The following is a 17,558-nucleotide window of genomic DNA, read 5'->3' as shown; positions in this document are numbered from 1 at the left end:
TTGTTGTCGGACAGGTTTTCCTGTCCATGCCCTCCTTGGGCGTTTCCTCCCTAGACTTCGACCGTGTCGTGCAAGCGATGCGGTCTTTTTTTACGCTGCGGCAGGCTGGCGCGGAATCTCATGAATAGCCGCCGCTCCGGCGTCATTCGGCAGCCAGCGGCAGATCGATGAAATGGTGATCGGGCATCGCCATCAGGTCGGCCGAAAAGCGCGCCATATCGTCGGCCAGCGCATCGAAACCAGCCGATTTCTGGAACGTCCGTTCATTCATGTAGAGCCCGCGATTGACCTCGATCTGCAGCGCGTGGAGGTGGCGCGCCGGCCGGCCGTAATGCTCGGTGATGAAGCCGCCGGCATAAGGCTTGTTGTGGGCGACGGTATAGCCCATGCCGATCAGCAGGCCGATCGCTGTCTCGGTCAGCGCAGCCGTGGCCGAGATACCGAAACGGTCGCCGACGATGAAATCCGGCCGCAAGCCGCTGTCGCCCACCCTGATGCTCGCCGGCATCGAATGGCAGTCGATCAGCACGGCATAGCCGAACCTGGCATGGGTTCGGGTCAAAAGCCGCTTCAGCGTCTCGTGATAGGGTTTGTAGACGGCCTCGATGCGCTGCACGGCCTCCGCCAGCGGCAAGCGGCCGGAATAGATGTCGAGCCCCTCCCCCACCAGCTTGGGCACGGTGCCGAGCCCGCCGGCGACGCGAGCCGAGCGGATGTTGCAGAAGGACGGCACCGGCTCGGCGAACATGCGCGGGTCGAGTTCCCAGGGTTCGCGATTGACGTCGAGATAGGCGCGCGGAAAATTCGCTGCCAACATCGGCGCGCCGAGCGCCACCGCGCCGCCGAACAACTCGTCGACATAGCAATCCTCGGAACGACGGATGGCGTTGCGGTCGAGCCTGGCCATGGCCAGGAAACGATCGGGATAATAGCGGCCGCTATGCGGCGAGTTGAAGACGAAGGGAACGCGCTGCTCGGCGCCCGATCGGATTTCGAAGGGTGGAACGACCGAAAAATCCTCGGCTGCCGTCGTCAATTTGAACGAACCCGGAAACAGCAATGCATCATGATGGGAAACTGCCACCTCATCGTCCGCATGTCCAGCATTTCGGCATGCCAGGAACCCCGTCAAATCAGGATTAATGCCGCCAGCGTTCACTTGATGTTTACCGTCACCTCCTCATATACAGGATGGTTAACGGGTTTGCCGGACGGCAGGCTTGGGTGGGGTGATTCGGACGGGATAAGATGGCACGCATTCTGCTGGCGGAAGACGACGACGACATGCGCCGGTTCCTGGTCAAGGCACTGGAGCGGGCCGGCTACCATGTCAGCGATTTCGACAATGGTGCCAGCGCCTATGAGCGACTGCGCGAGGAACCCTTCTCCCTGCTGCTGACCGACATCGTCATGCCGGAGATGGACGGCATCGAACTCGCCCGCCGCGCCACCGAGATCGACCCCGACCTCAAGGTGATGTTCATCACCGGTTTCGCGGCCGTCGCGCTCAACCCCGATTCCAAGGCGCCGAAAGACGCCAAGGTGCTGTCGAAGCCCTTCCACCTGCGCGATCTCGTCAACGAGGTCGAAAAAATGCTGCAGGCCGCCTGAAGCACGCCCAGTGCGATCCGGTCCGCCTGCCTGGCGGCGCGACAAAACGAACCTTTCTTTCCTTTTTCCGGCTATTGACGCGCTGGACCAAAAATGGTGTATGCGCGGCTTCGGATGGGCGTGTAGCTCAGCGGGAGAGCACTGCATTGACATTGCAGGGGTCACAGGTTCAATCCCTGTCACGCCCACCATCCAGACCAAAATCGGCTTGATTTGTTCCGCACGCGCTCATCGGAACTCACTGTTCATGGCTCCGCCATGGCGCAAGATCAACGTTTGGCGGCGGCGCCGCGGAACCATTTCCTCCAGAACATCCATTTGGACCTTCTGCGCTTGCGAAGCCGGACAATCGGCCTGTCGAAATCATCCGGGTTAGCGGACTCGGCAAGAAACCGCCGCCGCCATTCGTCGCTTTCCTCGTTTCGCTGCGGCCTGAGACTCACCTTGCCCTCGCGAGGCACGGGAGCATCCAACCCCGCCAGCAGGCCGATGCGCTGGCTGATGCTGTCGAAATCATCAAGCGTGTCTTCGTAGAAAAGACGGAGCGGTTCGATCCCCGTCCTGGCAAAAAACGAATTCCAGCGACCGGTGCCGATGGCTATCTGGGCAAGGGCGAAGTCGATGCCATACGCCGAGTACTCGGCTTTTTTCACCGCAGCAGTCTTGCTGGTCCAGGCGCCGTCCTGCCACGCTTTCGCCCAGGAAATTGCCTGACCGAGCCGATCACGTCTTTCAAGGTATATCCACCCCGGGTCAGGAAACCACTCTGTAAGCCTGATATCCCTGCTTAGCTCATAGAAATGGGACGGAAATAGTTTGGTTGCGGCCACCCCGTTTGGGGTAGCGCTGGCGGCAATACGGGCGCAACGCTCGACGGTCGGGGTCTTCTCTTCCCGGTTGAAATATTCTTCCGGATTCCCCAACACTCCCGTGCTGCGCATCTTTTCGCAAAGAAGCGTGCTGCCGGATCGCTGCAAGGTCGCGATAATGAGCGTCTTGCCTGGAGGTTTCCAACCTGTGGGCGGGCTGATCGGCATGTATGACAGATACCAACGGGATCACCGCCGAGTCCACCTTGCCAATTCAGCAATGCAAAAACCGCCCCGGCGCGAGCCGGGACGGCGAGGCCTCTCGGCCGGATCATTGCGGCCGCGGATCGGGCCTGTCGGGCTTGTCATGAGGGGTGTTGTCGCCTTCACGGCACGGGGCGCCGATGCCGCAGCATTTGCCGTTGTAGGTGACACCAGGCTTGGTCTTCTCGCATTCCCTCGGCGGTGCCGTCTGGCACCCCGCCAGCACCGAGACGGCGATGGCGGCGAGAATAACGTTTCTTGAAGTGATAAACATGAATGTTCTCCTTGATGGACCGCGTTTGCTACACAGCGCTTGGTCGCGTGCGGCAACGAAATGGTTCACGAGCAAACTGAAATTGCCGGCCAAGCGCTCCCGGCGCAGGCTGGTGAGCGGGCACGCCAATGCCCGAACAAATTTTCAGTCGTGACGACCGGGCGCGATGGCTTTAAGGCTGGGAACAGACGCGATGTTCGGGGGGAACAATGCGAATGACTAGATCAGGATGGTCGATGATCGCCGACCATTGGCGCGCCCGCTCCGGCGGGTGGCTATGACGTCAATTCCGGCGGCGCGGAAGTCGGCCTGGCAACGGATCTACCTTGAGCTCAAACGGGCGAGGAAATATCTCCAATCGCCAGGCTCGAGCCCTGGCGGCATGCTGGTTGCGGCAAAGCGAACGCTCGAACACAGGCGCGATGTCAGGCTTCGCATCGGGGCGGCGCGCGACGCATACCCTGCTTTGCCGATTGCGACGGCGAAGGACAGCTTCATGCTCGTCCGCATCATTGGCAACGATCTCGAGCCGCGGCACCGCAAAGGCCAGTCCTTCGACAATGCCAGCTTCATCCTGGACAATGAGCCCACCTTTCCCGACTGCGACAAGTTCTGGATCGTCAACCGGATAGCCGATCCAGATGAAGAGGCCCGCATCGTCAGGCTGCTGGAAGACCGCGGCCAGAGGTTTCTACGCATCCCCTTCGACCTCGAGGCCTATGGCCGGATTGCGTGGGACATCGACAGCCTGGCGGCAAAAGAGCTCCGGTTTTCCGGCAAAACCGACCAATCGGCCGAGCTCACGGCGCGCTATGAAACGCTCATCAGGCGCAGCAAGAACCGCTATCTGATGAACAACAACGGCGCCCGCAACAAAGCGCTCGAGATCGCCCGCGAGCGAGCGAAGTGGCTGATGCCGTGGGACGGAAACTGTTATCTGACTGAGCAGGCATTCCGGCAAATACGCCGCGCAATCGAGGGAAGGCCGTATCTGCCCTATGTCATCGTGCCGATGGCGCGCATCGTCGAAAACCTGGCTCTGCTCGACGAGAATTTCAAACCGCCGGCCGGGGAGGAGCCCCAGATCATCTTCCGCGCCGATACGACCGAACTGTTCGACGAAAACTATGCCTATGGCCGCCGGCCCAAGATTGAAATGCTGTGGCGGCTGGGCGTCCCCGGGCCGTGGGACCGCTTCCGCGACGACCCGTGGGATTTCCCACGCCCGTCGCTGGCCGCCGATGCCGGGCTTTTCCACAAGGCCGGCTGGGTGGCGCGCCTGGATTCCGGGCGCTCGCATCTGGAAATCGGCAAGGCCGGTTTCCTCGCCCGCAGGACCAGTCGCGACGAAGCGATCGTCGATATGATCGACCGCTGCGATGCCCTGGCGACCACAGCCAGGCTTGACCCGTCGCGCCTGGTTTTTTACGACGACGCTGCCCTTGCCACGGCATCCCGAAACCCTGACGCCGAGCTTCACCGCCATCTCGAAACTGCCGCCAGCGAGGTGCTCGCCCTCGCTCATGGCACCGATCTCCATCAAGCAGGCGATCCTACCCGCCTGCGCCATGCCCTGTACGACATCACCGTGCTGGCGCTGGCGGCGACGGTGCTCGGTGAGCAGCGCTTTGCCGTTGATGCCGCGCGACGGATCCGCGCATGGTTCATCGCCCCCGACACAAGAATGAACCCGTCTCGCGCAAAGCACGGTGTCTTCGAGCTCGGTGATCTCCACTTCTTCCTCGATGCCGTCCGCCTTGTCGAGCGGACCGGGGCGCTGACCGGGCAGGAACGGGAGGACTTACGGACCTGGCTTGGCGGCTACGGCAAATGGCTGGTCACGGCACCGGCGACGGAGTTTGGCAATCACGGCGTGGTCGGCGATCTGCAGCGGGCATCGATCGCAATGTTTCTGAACGACGGCGCAACGCTGGCCAGGGTCCGCCTCCACGCCCGCGAAAGGCTGGCGGCCGAGATCGCAGCCGACGGCTCGCTCTTGAACGAAACGTCCAGCCTGCACGACGCCATGTTCGCCTTGCAGGGCTGGACAGCGCTGGCGCGCGTCTTGTCGTCGGTCGGCGACGACCTGTGGCGGCACCAGGCCGCCGAGGGACAGGGGCTGGTCACCGCGCTGCGCCGGTTTGCAGCCGATATTGGCAGGCAAGACATTGAGACCATCGACCGGGATCTGGCTCAGCCACTGCTGTTCGATCTCGCATGCCACGACCCCGCGACGGCAGCGCTTGCCGATGTCAGCGCCGGGAGATCGCTTTTCCATCCCGACCAGGGCATCGCACCGTTCTGGTTCTGGCGAAGGCAGTGATGGACTAAATCCTGATCCCGGCTTTCCAAAGCCGCAGCCGCGCTTTCAGCAGCGGGCTGGATTCACGCGTCGCGATCGGCCGGATGTAGCGCCTGATCGTCCGGAACAATGCATTGGCCGGTTCTGCAGCCTGCGATCTGGCGATCATCTCAAGCGCCGGTTTCAGTTCGCCAAACCCGTCATGCAGAATATGGGCCGAGCAGGCCGTGGCATAGGGATGACCGGCCCGCGCCGCGGCAAAGTAGGACGCGAAATCCTTGCCCATGGTGTGGCCATGCACTGTCTTGCGCGACAGGGCCAAAAGCATTGGCAGCGGCACCTTGGGACGCGCCTCGAATTGTGCCGTCATGCGCGATTTCAAAATGGCTTCGCCGGCAGCGTAATCCTTGTCGCGAAAGTAAGAGGCCACGATCTTGAGCGCATAGACATCGTTTTCAGGATCGAGCGCGTAGCCTTTGCCAAGAATTTCCCTTGCCTTGGCCGGGCTGACTTCGTCTTCGAGGGCCAGGAACGCCGACAGATAACCGAAGGCCGCCTCGCGCGGATGATAGTCGGCGTGATTCTGGGCCAGCTCTCCGAGCATGAGTTGCGCAGCCCGCGGCGGGCTGAACAGCTTGGTGGTCTTGATATGCGGAGAGCCACCCATCACCGAGGCCACCGATGCGAACACGCTGCTGCCGGCATAGATGCGCTGGCAGCGCGCCAGAAGCGCCATCTCGAAAAATGCCCTCAGCGTCTGATCCTCGAATTCGTTGGCGCCGAAATCGTCGGTCAGCAACGCGCCGGTTTGCGACCTCAGATAGTCGAGCGTCGCACGGTCCTGGCCCACCAGCAGCGTCGCCATGCCCTGTGACGCGAGCTCGGCGACAATCGCCTTGGCCAGCGTCGAAGGGATCACCTTGCCGTTAAAATTCAGCATCGAACGGTATTTGCCGCGAACGATATCGCCACTGCGCAAATGCAGCCCGGCCATTTGCCCCGGAAATTGACAGGACTCGGCAGCGCGCAGTGCGTGGTTCACCGGCTCGGCAAAGCCGATCGTCCTGATCGTTTCGGATGTCGCGAGCGGCTTTCCCTTGTCGCGAAAAGACTCCAGAACTTTGAAATCGTTGCAGAGCCAGCCGCGAAAAAAGCTTCGGCGGGCTGACGCATTCAGGCTTGCGCGGGTGAATTTCCCTTTCTTGAGAACCTCGAGATCCGTCTCTCTGATCTTTTCGCCCAGCCAGTGTTTTTCGATGAAGTCGGGATTAAATATTTTGTCGACCGCATCGACGATGTGAAACGTCTTGTCCGAGACGGCTCTCTTCCAGGTGAAACCAAAGCGGTGGCCTGTTGCATCGGCAAGCGCCTTTGCATTGACCATCGCCAGAAGACGGCCGCCCAGCCCGTCATCCCGGGTCGCGGCGATCAACTTTGCATGCTGAGAATTGAGATCAGGCCGCGCCGAGGCGGACATCACCTTTCTCAACATGCTGGAGAAACCACGCATATGTCTGTTCCAATCCACTGCGAAGTGCGTATCGCGGGCGCCATCCCGTTGCAAACAGCCGCGACACATCCATCAGCTTGCGCGGCGTACCATCCGGCTTGGTCGTATCGAAGGTGATCGTGGCTTCAACGCCGGCGACGGATGCGACGGTTTTGGCGAGCTCGGCAATGGTGACATCCTCCCCCGAGCCGACATTGACGTGGCTGTCGCCGGCATAATTCTTCAACAGCCAGACCAGCGCATCGGCCGCGTCGTCGACATGCAGGAATTCGCGCCGCGGCGTGCCCGACCCCCACACCTCGAGGCTGGTGCCGCCGCTCAGTGCCAGCGCATGCGCTTTTCGCATCAGCGCCGGCACGACATGGCTGCTCTGCAGATCGAAATTGTCGCCTGGACCGTAAAGGTTGGTCGGCATCGCCGAGATGTAGTCGACCCCGTATTGGCGCCGATAGGCCTGGCAGAGTTTCAGCCCGGCGATCTTGGCGATCGCATACCATTCGTTGGTGGGCTCGAGCGGGCCGGTCAGCAAGGCGTCTTCGGGAATCGGCTGCGGCGCGAGCCTGGGATAGATACAGGACGAGCCGAGAAACAGCAGTTTGCCGACCTCGCTGCGAAAGGCGCTGTCGATGACATTGCTCTGCACGACAAGATTTTCCTGCAGGAAATCGACCGGGTACCGGTCATTGGCCATGATACCGCCGACCTTGGCCGCCGCCATCACCACCGCATCCGGCCTGTTGTCGGCCATCCAGCGCTGCACCCCCGCCTGGTCGAGCAGGTCGAGCCTGTCGCGGGACACGGTGAGCACCTCGCAATCCTCGCTCGCCAGCCGTCGCACGACGGCCGAACCGACCATGCCGCGATGCCCGGCGACGAAGACGCGCTTGCCTTTCAGTTCAAATATGGCGACCATCGGCGTGCCTCACGCGGAGCGGCTGTTCTGCCGCGTGCCGCCGGCCGCGCGCGCCAGATCGGTCTGCACCATTTCCGCCACCAGATCCCTGAAGCCAGTCGTGTGCGACCAGCCCAGCCTGGCTTTGGCCTTGGCGGGGTTGCCGAGCAGCTGGTCGACCTCGGTCGGCCGAAAATAGCGCGGATCGATGCGCACCAGGACAGTGCCCGAACCGGCATCGACGCCGACCTCGTCTACACCCTCGCCTTGCCAGTCTATGCTGCGTCCGGTCTCGGCAAACGCCAGTTCGACGAATTCGCGCACCGAATGCGCCTCGCCGGTCGCCAGCACGAAATCGTCGGCTTCGCTGTGCTGCAGAATGCGCCACATGCCCTCTACATAGTCGCGTGCATGGCCCCAGTCACGCTTGGCATCGATGTTGCCGAGATAGAGCGTATCCTGCAGGCCGTGGTGGATCGAGGCCACGGCCCGCGTGATCTTGCGGGTGACGAAGGTTTCACCGCGCGTCGGGCTTTCGTGGTTGAACAGGATGCCGTTGGCCGCAAACATGCCATAGGCCTCGCGGTAATTGACCGTGATCCAGTAGGCGTAGAGCTTGGCCGCGGCATAGGGCGAGCGCGGATGGAACGGCGTCGTTTCGCTTTGCGGGATTTCGCGCGCCTTGCCGTAAAGCTCCGAGGTCGAGGCCTGGTAGAAACGCACCGATTTCTCCATGCCGAGGATGCGGATCGCCTCCAGCAGCCTGAGCGTGCCCAGCGCGTCGGCATTGCCGGTGTATTCCGGCGTCTCGAAACTCACCTGGACATGGCTCTGGGCGCCGAGATTGTAGATCTCGCTGGGCCGCGTCTCCTGCACCAGGCGGATGAGGTTGGTTGCGTCGGTCAGATCGCCATAATGCAGGAAGAAGCGCGCACCGTGCTCATGCGGATCGACATAGATGTCGTCGACACGCTCGGTGTTGAACGAGGACGAGCGGCGTTTGACCCCATGGACAATATAGCCCTTCTGCAGAAGCAGTTCTGCAAGATAGGCCCCGTCCTGCCCGGTTACACCGGTGATGAGCGCCACTTTTTCCGTCATTGCCGCGTTCGTCCGCATTAAATCCCGGCAACCGAATACAGATTTGGCGCGAGAACGCAAATCCCCCATACGGGGGATACTTTTCAGCCGGCGATTGTGTCGTCCTCAGACACCTGCAACCGCGCAGAAATGCTTCATTTTGGTCAGCGCAAGCGCGGGATCGGCGAGCAACCCTGCATGGTCGGCAAGGCGGAAGATGTCGGCATAGTGCAGGATGCCGCGCGCCGACTGCATGCCGCCGACCATGGCGAAATGATCCTGATGGCCGTTGAGCCAGGCCATGAAGACGATGCCGGCCTTGTAATACTCGGTCGGCGCTTCGAAGATCTTGCGCGACAGCGGCACTGTCGGCGCCATCAGTGCGTCATAGCCGGCGCGGTCGCCGGCGGCCAGTTTCGCCAGCGCCGCATTGGCGACCGGGGCGATGGCGTCGAAAATGCCGAGCAAGGCATGCGAATGCCGTTCGCCATCGCCGGCAATCAGTTCGGGATAATTGAAGTCGTCGCCGGTGAACATGACGACGCCTTCCGGCAGCCGATTGCGCAAGGCGACTTCCTTGCTTGCATCGAGCAGCGATATTTTTATCCCCTCGACCTTGCCGGTATGGCGCTCGATGATGGCGACGACGGTGTCGAGCGCAGCATCGAAATTGCCGCTGCCCCAATAGCCCTTCAACGACGGGTCGAACATGTCGCCCAGCCAGTGCAGGATCACCTTGCCGGACGCCTGGCTCAGAATGCGGTCGTATACGCGCGCATAGTCATCCGGCCCTTTGGCCACCGCCGCCAGCGCCCGGCTGGCCATCATGATCGCTTTGCCGCCCTCACCTTCGATAAAGGCGAACTGCTCCTCATAGGCGGCGATCACGTCATCGAGCGTTCTGGCATTGCCTGGCGCCAGGTGATCGGTGCCGGCGCCGGACGCGAGGTCGGCGCCTTCGACACTGCGCGCCTCGGCGATCGAACGGCGGATCAATTCCTTGGCATTTGTCCAGTCGAAGCCCATGCCGCGCTGCGAGGTGTCCATCGCCTCGGCAATGCGGAAGCCGAGCCGCCACAGATGGTGGCGGAACGCCATGGTCTTGTCCCAGTCGACCATGGGCTTCGACCAGGGATCGGCCATCGCGAAAGGGTCGGCGACGACATGGGCCGCGGCATAGGCGATGCGCGGGAAAATCGCACCGATCCTGGGCTCCACCGGGTGGCCTACGAGCTTGTAGCTGACGCGGCCGCCATTCTCCGCAGGCAGGGTGATATCCATGGCAACCTCCGTTTCCGGCACCTTATAAGTGGAACGTTCCAATAAATCAAGAACCTTTATGATTCTGGCGATTGAACCGGTACAAATGCCAAAAGGAGGCTAAGACCCTTGCTGCGCACCACATCGATCAATTTTTCAGCCCTCGTCAGAATCCCGATTGACTCTCGTTTGGCACAGTGATTAGAACGTTCCAATAGATTTGCCAATTCAGGCGGAGGAAACAAGCGTATGGCCAGCCGGGCCAAGGCAACGATCCTGGACATCGCCCGCGAGGCAGGTGTGTCCAAGTCGACGGTGTCGCTCGTGCTGCAAGGCAGCGGGCTGATCCGGCCTGAAACCGCAGTCAAGGTTCGCAAGGCGATCGAGGATGTCGGCTACGTCTACAACCGCGGCGCCGCCAACCTGCGCAAGGCCCACTCCAACGTCATCGGCATGGTCATCAACGATCTCACCAACCCCTTCTTCGCCGAGCTGGCGGTCGGCATGGAGCGCGTCTTCCAGTCGGCCGGCATCGTACCCTTCATCGCCAACACTGCGGAAAATCCGGTGCGCCAGGAAGAAGTCCTGAAGTCGCTGATGGAACAGGGCGTCGCCGGGCTGATCGTATCGCCGGCGCGCGGCACCACGCCGGGCGCCTTCCGCCGCCTCGAGAGGGCGGGCGTGCCGGTGGTCTTCGCCATGCGCCGGCTGCCGGACAGCCGTATCCCTGTCATTGCCCCCGACAATCATCGCGGCGCGTACCTCGCCGCCGCCCATCTCATCGGCAAGGGCCATCGCCGGCTGGCCTTCTTCGGCGGCACCTCCGATCTGGTCGTCTATCAAGAGCGCCTGGGCGGTTTTCGCGAGGCATGCGAAACGCTTGGCATTGCCAGGCGCGACGTGCTTGTCGTCGAAGGCGAGACCAGCCGCAGGGGCGGCATAGCCTGCCTGGAAACGGCCCTTGCCATGGCAGAGCCGCCGACGGCGGCCCTGTGCTTCAACGACGCCGTCGCCTTCGGCGTCATGCTGGCGCTGCGCAAGCGTGGGCTGGAACCCGGCGCTGATTTCGCCGTCGTCGGCTTCGATGATGTGGTCGAGGCCGAGCATTACATGCCGGCGCTGACCAGCGTCTCGGTGGACACGGCAGGGCTTGGCGAGCGCGCCGCCCACGTCATGCTGAAGATGATCCAGTCGCGTACCACGCGCGCCGAGGATCATATCGGCGCCGTCAACCTGGTCGTCAGGGACAGCTGCGGTCCCGATCGCCGCGCCAGGCCAGCAGGAATGGGAGACGCGGCATGAGCGTCAGATGGGGACTGATTGGCGCCAGCACGATCGCCAAACAATTCATGATCAACGCCATCCGCGCGCAAGAGGGTGGCGAGATATCAGCGGTGATGAGCTCCAGCCCGGAGCGGGCCAAGACCTATGCAGGGGAAAACAACATTCCCCTCGCCGTCTCGACGCTTGACGATCTGCTGGGCGCCGACATCGACGCCGTCTACATCTCGACCACCAATGAACTGCATCTCGAACAGGCCCTGGCTGCGGTCAAGGCGGGAAAGCATGTTCTGTGCGAAAAGCCGCTGGCGCTCACCAGCTCTGATGCGCGTACTATGGTCGCCGCCGCCAAGGAAGCCGGCATCGTGCTTGGCACCAACCATCATCTGCGCAATGCCGGCGCCCACCGCGCCATGCGCGACGCCATATCAGCCGGCCGCATCGGCAAGCCGATCGCCGCCCGCGTCTTCCATTCCGTCTACCTGCCGGAAAACCTGCAGGGCTGGCGCATCACCAAGCCTGAGGCTGGCGGCGGCGTAGTGCTTGATATCACCGTGCACGATGCCGACACGCTGCGCTTCGTGCTCGGCGACGACCCGATCGAAATTTCGGCCTTCACCCAGTCGGCCGGCATGGCCGGCAGTGGGCTGGAAGATGGCGCCATGTGCCTCTGGCGCTTCAAGTCAGGCGTGATTGCCCAGTCGCATGAAGGTTTCACCACGAGATACGCCGATACCGGCTTCGAGGTGCATAGTTCGGAAGGTTCGCTGATCGCCAGGAATGTGATGACGCAGAAGCCGGTCGGCTCGGTGCTGCTGCGCACCGCCAAGGGCGAGGAAGAGCTGAGCTTCGACCGCGAAGACCTCTATGTCAGGTCGCTGCGCCAGTTCCACGCCGCCATCAGCGGCAAAGGCCAGCCCTCCGCCACCGGCGAGGACGGCGTCTGGTCGCTGGCCTCAGCCGAAGCCGCGTTGCAGTCGGAGAAATCCGGCAAGGCGGTCGCCATCGACCCGAAGCTTGGGAGCGTGAAGTGAGCAAGGTCGTCTCCGCACAGCAGGCAGCCGGCCTGATCAGGGATGGCATGACCGTGTCCGTCTCGTCGTCGAGCGGCCTTGGCTGCCCGGACGCGGTGCTCGCCGCCATCGGCGAGCGCTTCGACACTGAAGGTCATCCCAAGAACATCACCACGCTGCACCCCATCGCCGCCGGCGACATGTACGGCATCAAGGGCATCGATCATCTGGCCAAGCCCGGCCTGTTGAAGCGCACTTTGTGCGGTTCCTATCCGTCCGGTCCCTCCTCGTCCGAGCCGCCGCAGATCTGGAAGATGATTGGCGACAATTCGGTCGCCGCCTACAACGTGCCATCCGGCATTCTGTTCGACATGCACCGCGAGGCCGCCGCCAAGCGCCCGGGCGTGCTGACCAAGGTCGGCCTCGACACTTTCGCCGACCCGCGCCACCAGGGCTGCGCCATGAATGCGGCGGCCAGCGAGCCGATCGTCTCGGTGCAGCAGTTCGACGGCGAGGAATGGCTCTATTTCCGCTCGATCGTGCCCAACATCTCGATCATCCGCGCCACGACCGCCGACGAACGCGGCAACCTCACCTATGAGCATGAAGGCGCCTATCTCGGCGGCCTCGAACAGGCGCTCGCCGCCCGCAACAATGGCGGCATCGTCATTGCGCAGGTCAAGCGCGTCGTCGAAAATGGCACGCTGAAGCCGCATGATGTGCGCGTGCCCGGCGTGCTGGTCGACCACATCGTCGTTGCGCCCGACCAGTTGCAGACGACGCTGACGCCCTACGACCCGGCGATTTCGGGCGAGATCTTCCGACCGCTGTCGAGCTTCCGCAACGCCGAGATGAACGTGCAGAAGGTGATCGCTCGCCGCGTTGCGATGGAGCTTCGCGACGGCATGGCCGTCAACATCGGCTTCGGCATCTCGGCCAACGTGCCGCGTATCCTTCTCGAGGAAGGCCAGCACGGAAAGGTCACCTGGGTGATCGAGCAGGGGGCTGTCGGCGGCGTGCCGCTGCTCGACTTCAAGTTCGGCTGCGCCTCGAACGCCGAGGCGATCATGCCCTCGCCGCACCAGTTCATCTATTTCCAGGCTGGCGGCTTCGACGCCTCGTTGCTGTCCTTCCTGCAGATCGACCGCCACGGCTCGGTCAACGTGTCGAAACTGTCGGCAAGGCCGCATGTCACCGCCGGCGCCGGCGGTTTCGTCGACATCACGGCGCGGGCGAAGAAGATCGTCTTCTCCGGCTTCTTCAACGCCGGCGCCAAGCTGTCTCTGGCTGATGGCGGCATCCGCATCGACGCGGAAGGCAAAGTCAAGAAGGTGGTCAACGAGGTCGAGCACATCTCCTTCTCCGGCAAGCGCGCGGTCGCGCAGGGCCAGGACATCACCTATGTCACCGAGCGCTGCGTGATGAAGCTGACGCCGGACGGTCTGATGGTGACCGAGCTGGCGCCGGGCATCGACCTCGAGCGGGATGTCCTTGCTCAGTCCGAAACACCGCTCAGCGTCGCCAACGATCTCAAGGTGACGCCGTCGGCCCTCTATCACGACCGCCCCATCGGCCTGTCACTGAATGGCGGCGCCTCGCTCGGAGGCGCGCATGGCTGAGCGCCTCGTCACCTTCGAGCAGGATGGCACCATCGGCATCGTCACGCTGCGCCGGCCGGAAAAGTTCAACGCGTTGGACATTCCGATGCTGCGGGCACTCGAAGCCGCGCTCGACGAAGCCGAGATGGCTGAAGGCGTGCGCGTCGTACTGGTCCGCGGCGAAGGCAAGGGCTTTTGCGCTGGCGGCGATGTCGAGGCCTGGGCGCAGATGAGCGCCGCCGACTTCCAGGTGCAATGGGTGCGCTATGGCCACCGCGTCTTCGACCGGCTGGCCAGGCTTCGCCAGCCGACCATCGCGGTGCTCTCCGGCCATGCGCTGGGCGGCGGGCTGGAGCTGGCGGTCGCCTGCGACTTCCGTGTCGCCGAAACACAGGTGAAATTGGGCTTTCCCGAGACATCGATCGGCGTCGTCCCCGGCTGGTCCGGCACGCAGCGGGCCGTGCGCCGCCTCAGTGCCCAGATTGTGCGCCGTATGGCGCTCGGCGGTGAGGTTTTTACCGCTCCCGAGGCGCTCGCCCTCGGCATTGTTGACCGCGTGGTCGACACCGGCCAGGCCTTCGCCGAGGCCAAGACATGGGCGCAAAAGATTGCAGAGCGCGGGCCGCTCGCAACCGAAGCCGCCAAGCTGATGATTGCCGTCGCCGAAGGCGAGGAAAGTGCCGCCGCGACCGAGGCGCTAGCCAGCGGTTTCATTGCGCTGACCGGCGACCTCAAAGCCGGCGTCAGCGCCTTCAAGGCCAAGCAGAAGCCGGCCTTTTCGAGATCCTAGAGAAAGCACGATGAACGCACCGCTCAACATTTCCATGCCGACTGAGGCGTCCAAGGCGCCGAAGGCTTACAAGCTGCTGATCGACGGCAAGCATATCGATGCCCGCGACGGCCGCACGCTGGAGCGCAACAGCCCTGGCCACGGCTTCACCGTTTCGCGCTATGCGCAAGCCGGCGAGGCCGAAGTAGAAGCCGCTATGCAGGCCGCGCACAAGGCGTTCGAAACGGGTCCGTGGCCACGCATGAAGGCGGCCGAGCGCGCGGCGATCCTGCTCAAGGCCGCCGACCTGATCGAGGCGCGGCTGGAAGACATCGCCCGGCTCGATGCGCTGGAATCCGGCAAGCCGATCGCCCAGGCGCGCGGCGAGATCGGCGGCGCCGTCGACATCTGGCGCTATGCCGCCTCGCTCGCCCGCACGCTGCACGGCGAGAGCTATGCCAATCTCGGCGATGCCATGCTCGGCGTCGTGCTGCGCGAACCGATCGGTGTCGTCTCGATCATCACGCCGTGGAATTTCCCGTTCCTCATCGTCAGCCAGAAACTGCCCTTCGCGCTCGCAGCCGGCTGCACGGCGGTGGTCAAGCCGAGTGAAATGACGTCGGCCTCGACCTTCGTGCTCGGCGATGTATTGATGCAGGCCGGCCTACCCGCCGGCGTCGTCAACATCCTGGCCGGTCTCGGCGCCGATGTCGGTGCACCGATGGTCAGCCATCCGCTGGTCGAGATGGTCTCCTTCACCGGCTCGACCCGCGTCGGCAAGATGACCATGGCGGCAGCCTCGGATTCATTGAAGAAAGTCTCGATGGAACTCGGCGGCAAGAACGGCCAGATCGTCTTCCCCGATGCCGATCTTGAAGCTGCCGCCGATGCAGCGGTGTTCGGCGGCTTCTTCAACGCTGGCGAATGCTGCAATGCCGGCAGCCGGCTGATCGTGCATGAGGCGATTGCCGATGATTTCCTTTCCACCGTCAAGGCGCTGACCGCCAAGGTGAGGGTCGGCGATCCGCTCGACGACCAAACCAAGGTCGGCGCGATGATTTCCGCCGATCATTTGAATAAAGTCGCGGGTTACGTTACGGCAGCCGCGAGCGGCGGCGGCAATGTCTTTAGCGGGGGCGGCCAATTGGCCTCCAATGCCGGACAATACCTCGATCCGACCATTATACGCGGCGTTACCGAGGACATGGCTATTGCGCGCGAGGAAGTGTTCGGCCCCGTCCTCTCCGTGCTGACTTTTGAAACGATTGAAAAGGCGTTGCACATCGCCAACAACACGCCTTATGGTCTGTCGGCAGGGGTGTGGAGCGCCAGCATCGACACTTGTATGTCGGTGGCGCGTGGTGTGCGTTCGGGGACGGTCTGGGTGAACACATTCATGGAAGGCTACCCCGAGCTGCCATTCGGGGGCTACAAGCAGTCCGGCATCGGACGCGAACTCGGCAAACGCGCTGTCGAGGATTATACCGAGGAAAAGACAATCCAGTTTCATCGCGGCCAGCGCACCGGTTGGTGGGTCGGCTGAGTTTGGAAGAACCCGGTGGGCTTTCACCGGTCGTGTAATGCAACAAGGGAGGTAGTACATGTTGCGCAAACTGCTTATCGGAACGGCTCTGGCGACGACCTTTGCTTTCTCGGCGCATGCCGAGGACGTCAAGGAAGTCCAGATGCTGCATTGGTGGACGTCGGGCGGCGAAGCGGCTGCTCTCAACGTCCTCAAGGGCGATCTGGCCAAGGAAGGCTATGCCTGGAAGGACGTGCCGGTGGCCGGCGGTGGCGGCGACGCCGCCATGACCGCGCTGAAGGCAATGGTCGCGGCCGGCAATTACCCGACCGCATCGCAGATGCTCGGCTACACCGTGCTCGACTATGCGGCGGCCGGCGTTATGGGCGACCTGACCGAGACGGCGAAGAAGGAAGGCTGGGACAAGTCGGTTCCGGCAGCCCTGCAGAAGTTCTCCGTCTATGACGGCAAGTGGGTCGCGGCTCCGGTCAACGTCCACTCGGTCAACTGGCTGTGGATCAACAAGGCGGTGATGGACAAGATCGGCGGCGCCGAGCCGAAGACCTTCGACGACTTCGTCGCTTTGCTCGACAAGGCCAAGGCGGCTGGCGTCATCCCGCTCGCTCTCGGCGGCCAGAACTGGCAGGAAGCCACGATGTTCGACTCGGTCGTTCTGTCGACCGGCGGACCTGAGTTCTACAAGAAGGCCTTCAACGACCTCGACGACGCTTCGCTCAAGTCCGACACGATGAAGAAGTCGTTCGACAACCTCGCCAAGCTCGTCACCTATGTCGACCCGAACTTCTCGGGCCGCGACTGGAATCTTGCCACCGCCATGGTCATCAAGGGCGACGCCCTTGTCCAGGTCATGGGCGACTGGGCCAAGGGTGAGTTCCACGCCGCCAACAAGACCCCGGGCACGGACTTCCTGTGCTATCGCTTCCCGGGCACCGACGGCTCGGTGATCTACAACTCCGACATGTTCGGCATGTTCAACGTTCCGGACGACCGCAAGGCCGCCCAGGTCGCGTTGGCCACCGCCACCTTGTCGAAGAGCTTCCAGTCGGCCTTCAACGTCGTCAAGGGTTCTGTTCCGGCCCGTACCGACGTTCCGGACACCGACTTTGACGCTTGCGGCAAGAAGGGCATCGCCGACCTGAAGGCTGCGAACGACGGCGGCACGCTGTTCGGCTCGCTCGCCCAGGGCTATGGCGCGCCTCCGGCGGTCGCCAATGCCTACAAGGACGTCGTGTCGAAGTTCGTCCATGGTCAGATCAAGACCTCCGACGAAGCCGTGACCGAACTGGTCAAGGCAATCGACGACGCCAAGTAAGCGCTAAGCCTAAAACACCTTCCCCGCTTCGGCGGGGAAG

15 protein-coding genes and 1 tRNA gene are annotated in these 17,558 nt (G+C 62.8%); 9 read left to right on the top strand and 7 right to left on the bottom strand.

Going from position 1 to position 17,558, the window contains the following annotated elements; translation table 11 throughout:
* Window positions 1–142: 142 nt before the first annotated feature.
* Window positions 143–1,084: an N-formylglutamate amidohydrolase gene (locus tag AC1D1B_RS12255; RefSeq protein WP_181057444.1), complete on the bottom strand. Its 942-nt coding sequence runs from the start codon at window positions 1,082–1,084 to the stop codon at window positions 143–145.
* A gap of 164 nt (window positions 1,085–1,248) precedes the next feature.
* On the opposite strand from AC1D1B_RS12255, the gene cpdR reads away from it, so the two are divergent.
* Both cpdR and AC1D1B_RS12245 read left to right on the top strand, forming a co-directional pair.
* The gene (gene cpdR, locus AC1D1B_RS12250; RefSeq protein WP_023671195.1) at window positions 1,249–1,611 is read left to right on the top strand and encodes a cell cycle two-component system response regulator CpdR; all 363 of its coding nucleotides are present in this window, start codon (window positions 1,249–1,251) and stop codon (window positions 1,609–1,611) included.
* Between the two features lie 116 nt (window positions 1,612–1,727).
* Window positions 1,728–1,802 (top strand) — tRNA-Val (locus AC1D1B_RS12245).
* 78 nt (window positions 1,803–1,880) lie between these two features.
* Here the strand turns inward: AC1D1B_RS12245 and AC1D1B_RS12240 are convergent.
* A complete protein-coding gene (locus tag AC1D1B_RS12240; RefSeq protein ID WP_477332444.1) occupies window positions 1,881–2,648 on the bottom strand; it encodes a Stf0 family sulfotransferase in 768 nt (255 codons plus the stop codon).
* Between the two features lie 103 nt (window positions 2,649–2,751).
* Window positions 2,752–2,958, bottom strand: a complete 207-nt coding sequence (locus AC1D1B_RS12235) for a hypothetical protein (RefSeq protein ID WP_477332442.1) — start codon at window positions 2,956–2,958, stop codon at window positions 2,752–2,754.
* Between the two features lie 496 nt (window positions 2,959–3,454).
* Here AC1D1B_RS12235 and AC1D1B_RS12230 point away from each other — a divergent pair, with 496 nt between their 5' ends.
* Window positions 3,455–5,281, top strand: coding sequence for an alginate lyase family protein (locus tag AC1D1B_RS12230; protein ID WP_477332440.1), 1,827 nt, complete (start codon window positions 3,455–3,457; stop codon window positions 5,279–5,281).
* Window positions 5,282–5,285: 4 nt separating this feature from the next.
* Here the strand turns inward: AC1D1B_RS12230 and AC1D1B_RS12225 are convergent, their stop codons facing one another.
* The 4 genes from AC1D1B_RS12225 to AC1D1B_RS12210 all read right to left on the bottom strand — a co-directional run bounded on the left by AC1D1B_RS12225 (window position 5,286) and on the right by AC1D1B_RS12210 (window position 10,023).
* Complete coding sequence (locus tag AC1D1B_RS12225) at window positions 5,286–6,692, bottom strand: O-fucosyltransferase family protein (protein ID WP_477332438.1); 1,407 nt, start codon at window positions 6,690–6,692, stop codon at window positions 5,286–5,288.
* Window positions 6,693–6,714: 22 nt separating this feature from the next.
* Window positions 6,715–7,683: a GDP-L-fucose synthase gene (fcl, locus tag AC1D1B_RS12220; protein ID WP_477332436.1), complete on the bottom strand. Its 969-nt coding sequence runs from the start codon at window positions 7,681–7,683 to the stop codon at window positions 6,715–6,717.
* 9 nt (window positions 7,684–7,692) lie between these two features.
* Window positions 7,693–8,763 (bottom strand): GDP-mannose 4,6-dehydratase, encoded by a 1,071-nt coding sequence (gene gmd / locus AC1D1B_RS12215; protein ID WP_477332434.1) that lies wholly within the window; start codon window positions 8,761–8,763, stop codon window positions 7,693–7,695.
* A 105-nt stretch (window positions 8,764–8,868) separates the two neighbouring features.
* Complete coding sequence (locus tag AC1D1B_RS12210) at window positions 8,869–10,023, bottom strand: dihydrodipicolinate synthase family protein (protein WP_477332432.1); 1,155 nt, start codon at window positions 10,021–10,023, stop codon at window positions 8,869–8,871.
* A 228-nt stretch (window positions 10,024–10,251) separates the two neighbouring features.
* Here AC1D1B_RS12210 and AC1D1B_RS12205 point away from each other — a divergent pair, with 228 nt between their 5' ends.
* The 6 genes from AC1D1B_RS12205 to AC1D1B_RS12180 are packed head-to-tail and all read left to right on the top strand — an operon-like array spanning window position 10,252 to window position 17,518.
* Complete coding sequence (locus AC1D1B_RS12205; RefSeq protein ID WP_477332430.1) at window positions 10,252–11,304, top strand: LacI family DNA-binding transcriptional regulator; 1,053 nt, start codon at window positions 10,252–10,254, stop codon at window positions 11,302–11,304.
* Window positions 11,301–12,317 (top strand): Gfo/Idh/MocA family protein, encoded by a 1,017-nt coding sequence (locus AC1D1B_RS12200; protein WP_477332428.1) that lies wholly within the window; start codon window positions 11,301–11,303, stop codon window positions 12,315–12,317. Before AC1D1B_RS12205 ends, AC1D1B_RS12200 begins: the two co-directional genes overlap by 4 nt.
* A complete protein-coding gene (locus AC1D1B_RS12195; protein WP_477332426.1) occupies window positions 12,314–13,915 on the top strand; it encodes an acyl CoA:acetate/3-ketoacid CoA transferase in 1,602 nt (533 codons plus the stop codon). The genes AC1D1B_RS12200 and AC1D1B_RS12195 overlap by 4 nt, the downstream gene beginning before the upstream one ends.
* Entirely contained in the window at window positions 13,908–14,684 is a 777-nt protein-coding gene (locus AC1D1B_RS12190; RefSeq protein ID WP_477332424.1) for an enoyl-CoA hydratase/isomerase family protein, read from the top strand. The genes AC1D1B_RS12195 and AC1D1B_RS12190 overlap by 8 nt, the downstream gene beginning before the upstream one ends.
* 10 nt (window positions 14,685–14,694) lie before the next feature.
* On the top strand, window positions 14,695–16,206 hold the full coding sequence (locus AC1D1B_RS12185) for an aldehyde dehydrogenase family protein (protein WP_477332422.1): 1,512 nt from the start codon (window positions 14,695–14,697) through the stop codon (window positions 16,204–16,206).
* Window positions 16,207–16,264: 58 nt separating this feature from the next.
* Window positions 16,265–17,518, top strand: a complete 1,254-nt coding sequence (locus AC1D1B_RS12180; protein WP_181057433.1) for an ABC transporter substrate-binding protein — start codon at window positions 16,265–16,267, stop codon at window positions 17,516–17,518.
* Window positions 17,519–17,558 lie beyond the last annotated feature (40 nt).

Source organism: Mesorhizobium sp. P2_C5_2, assembly GCF_056404535.1.
Note: the sequence above shows the minus strand (reverse complement) of the source record. Positions and strands in the feature narration are given on the sequence as shown.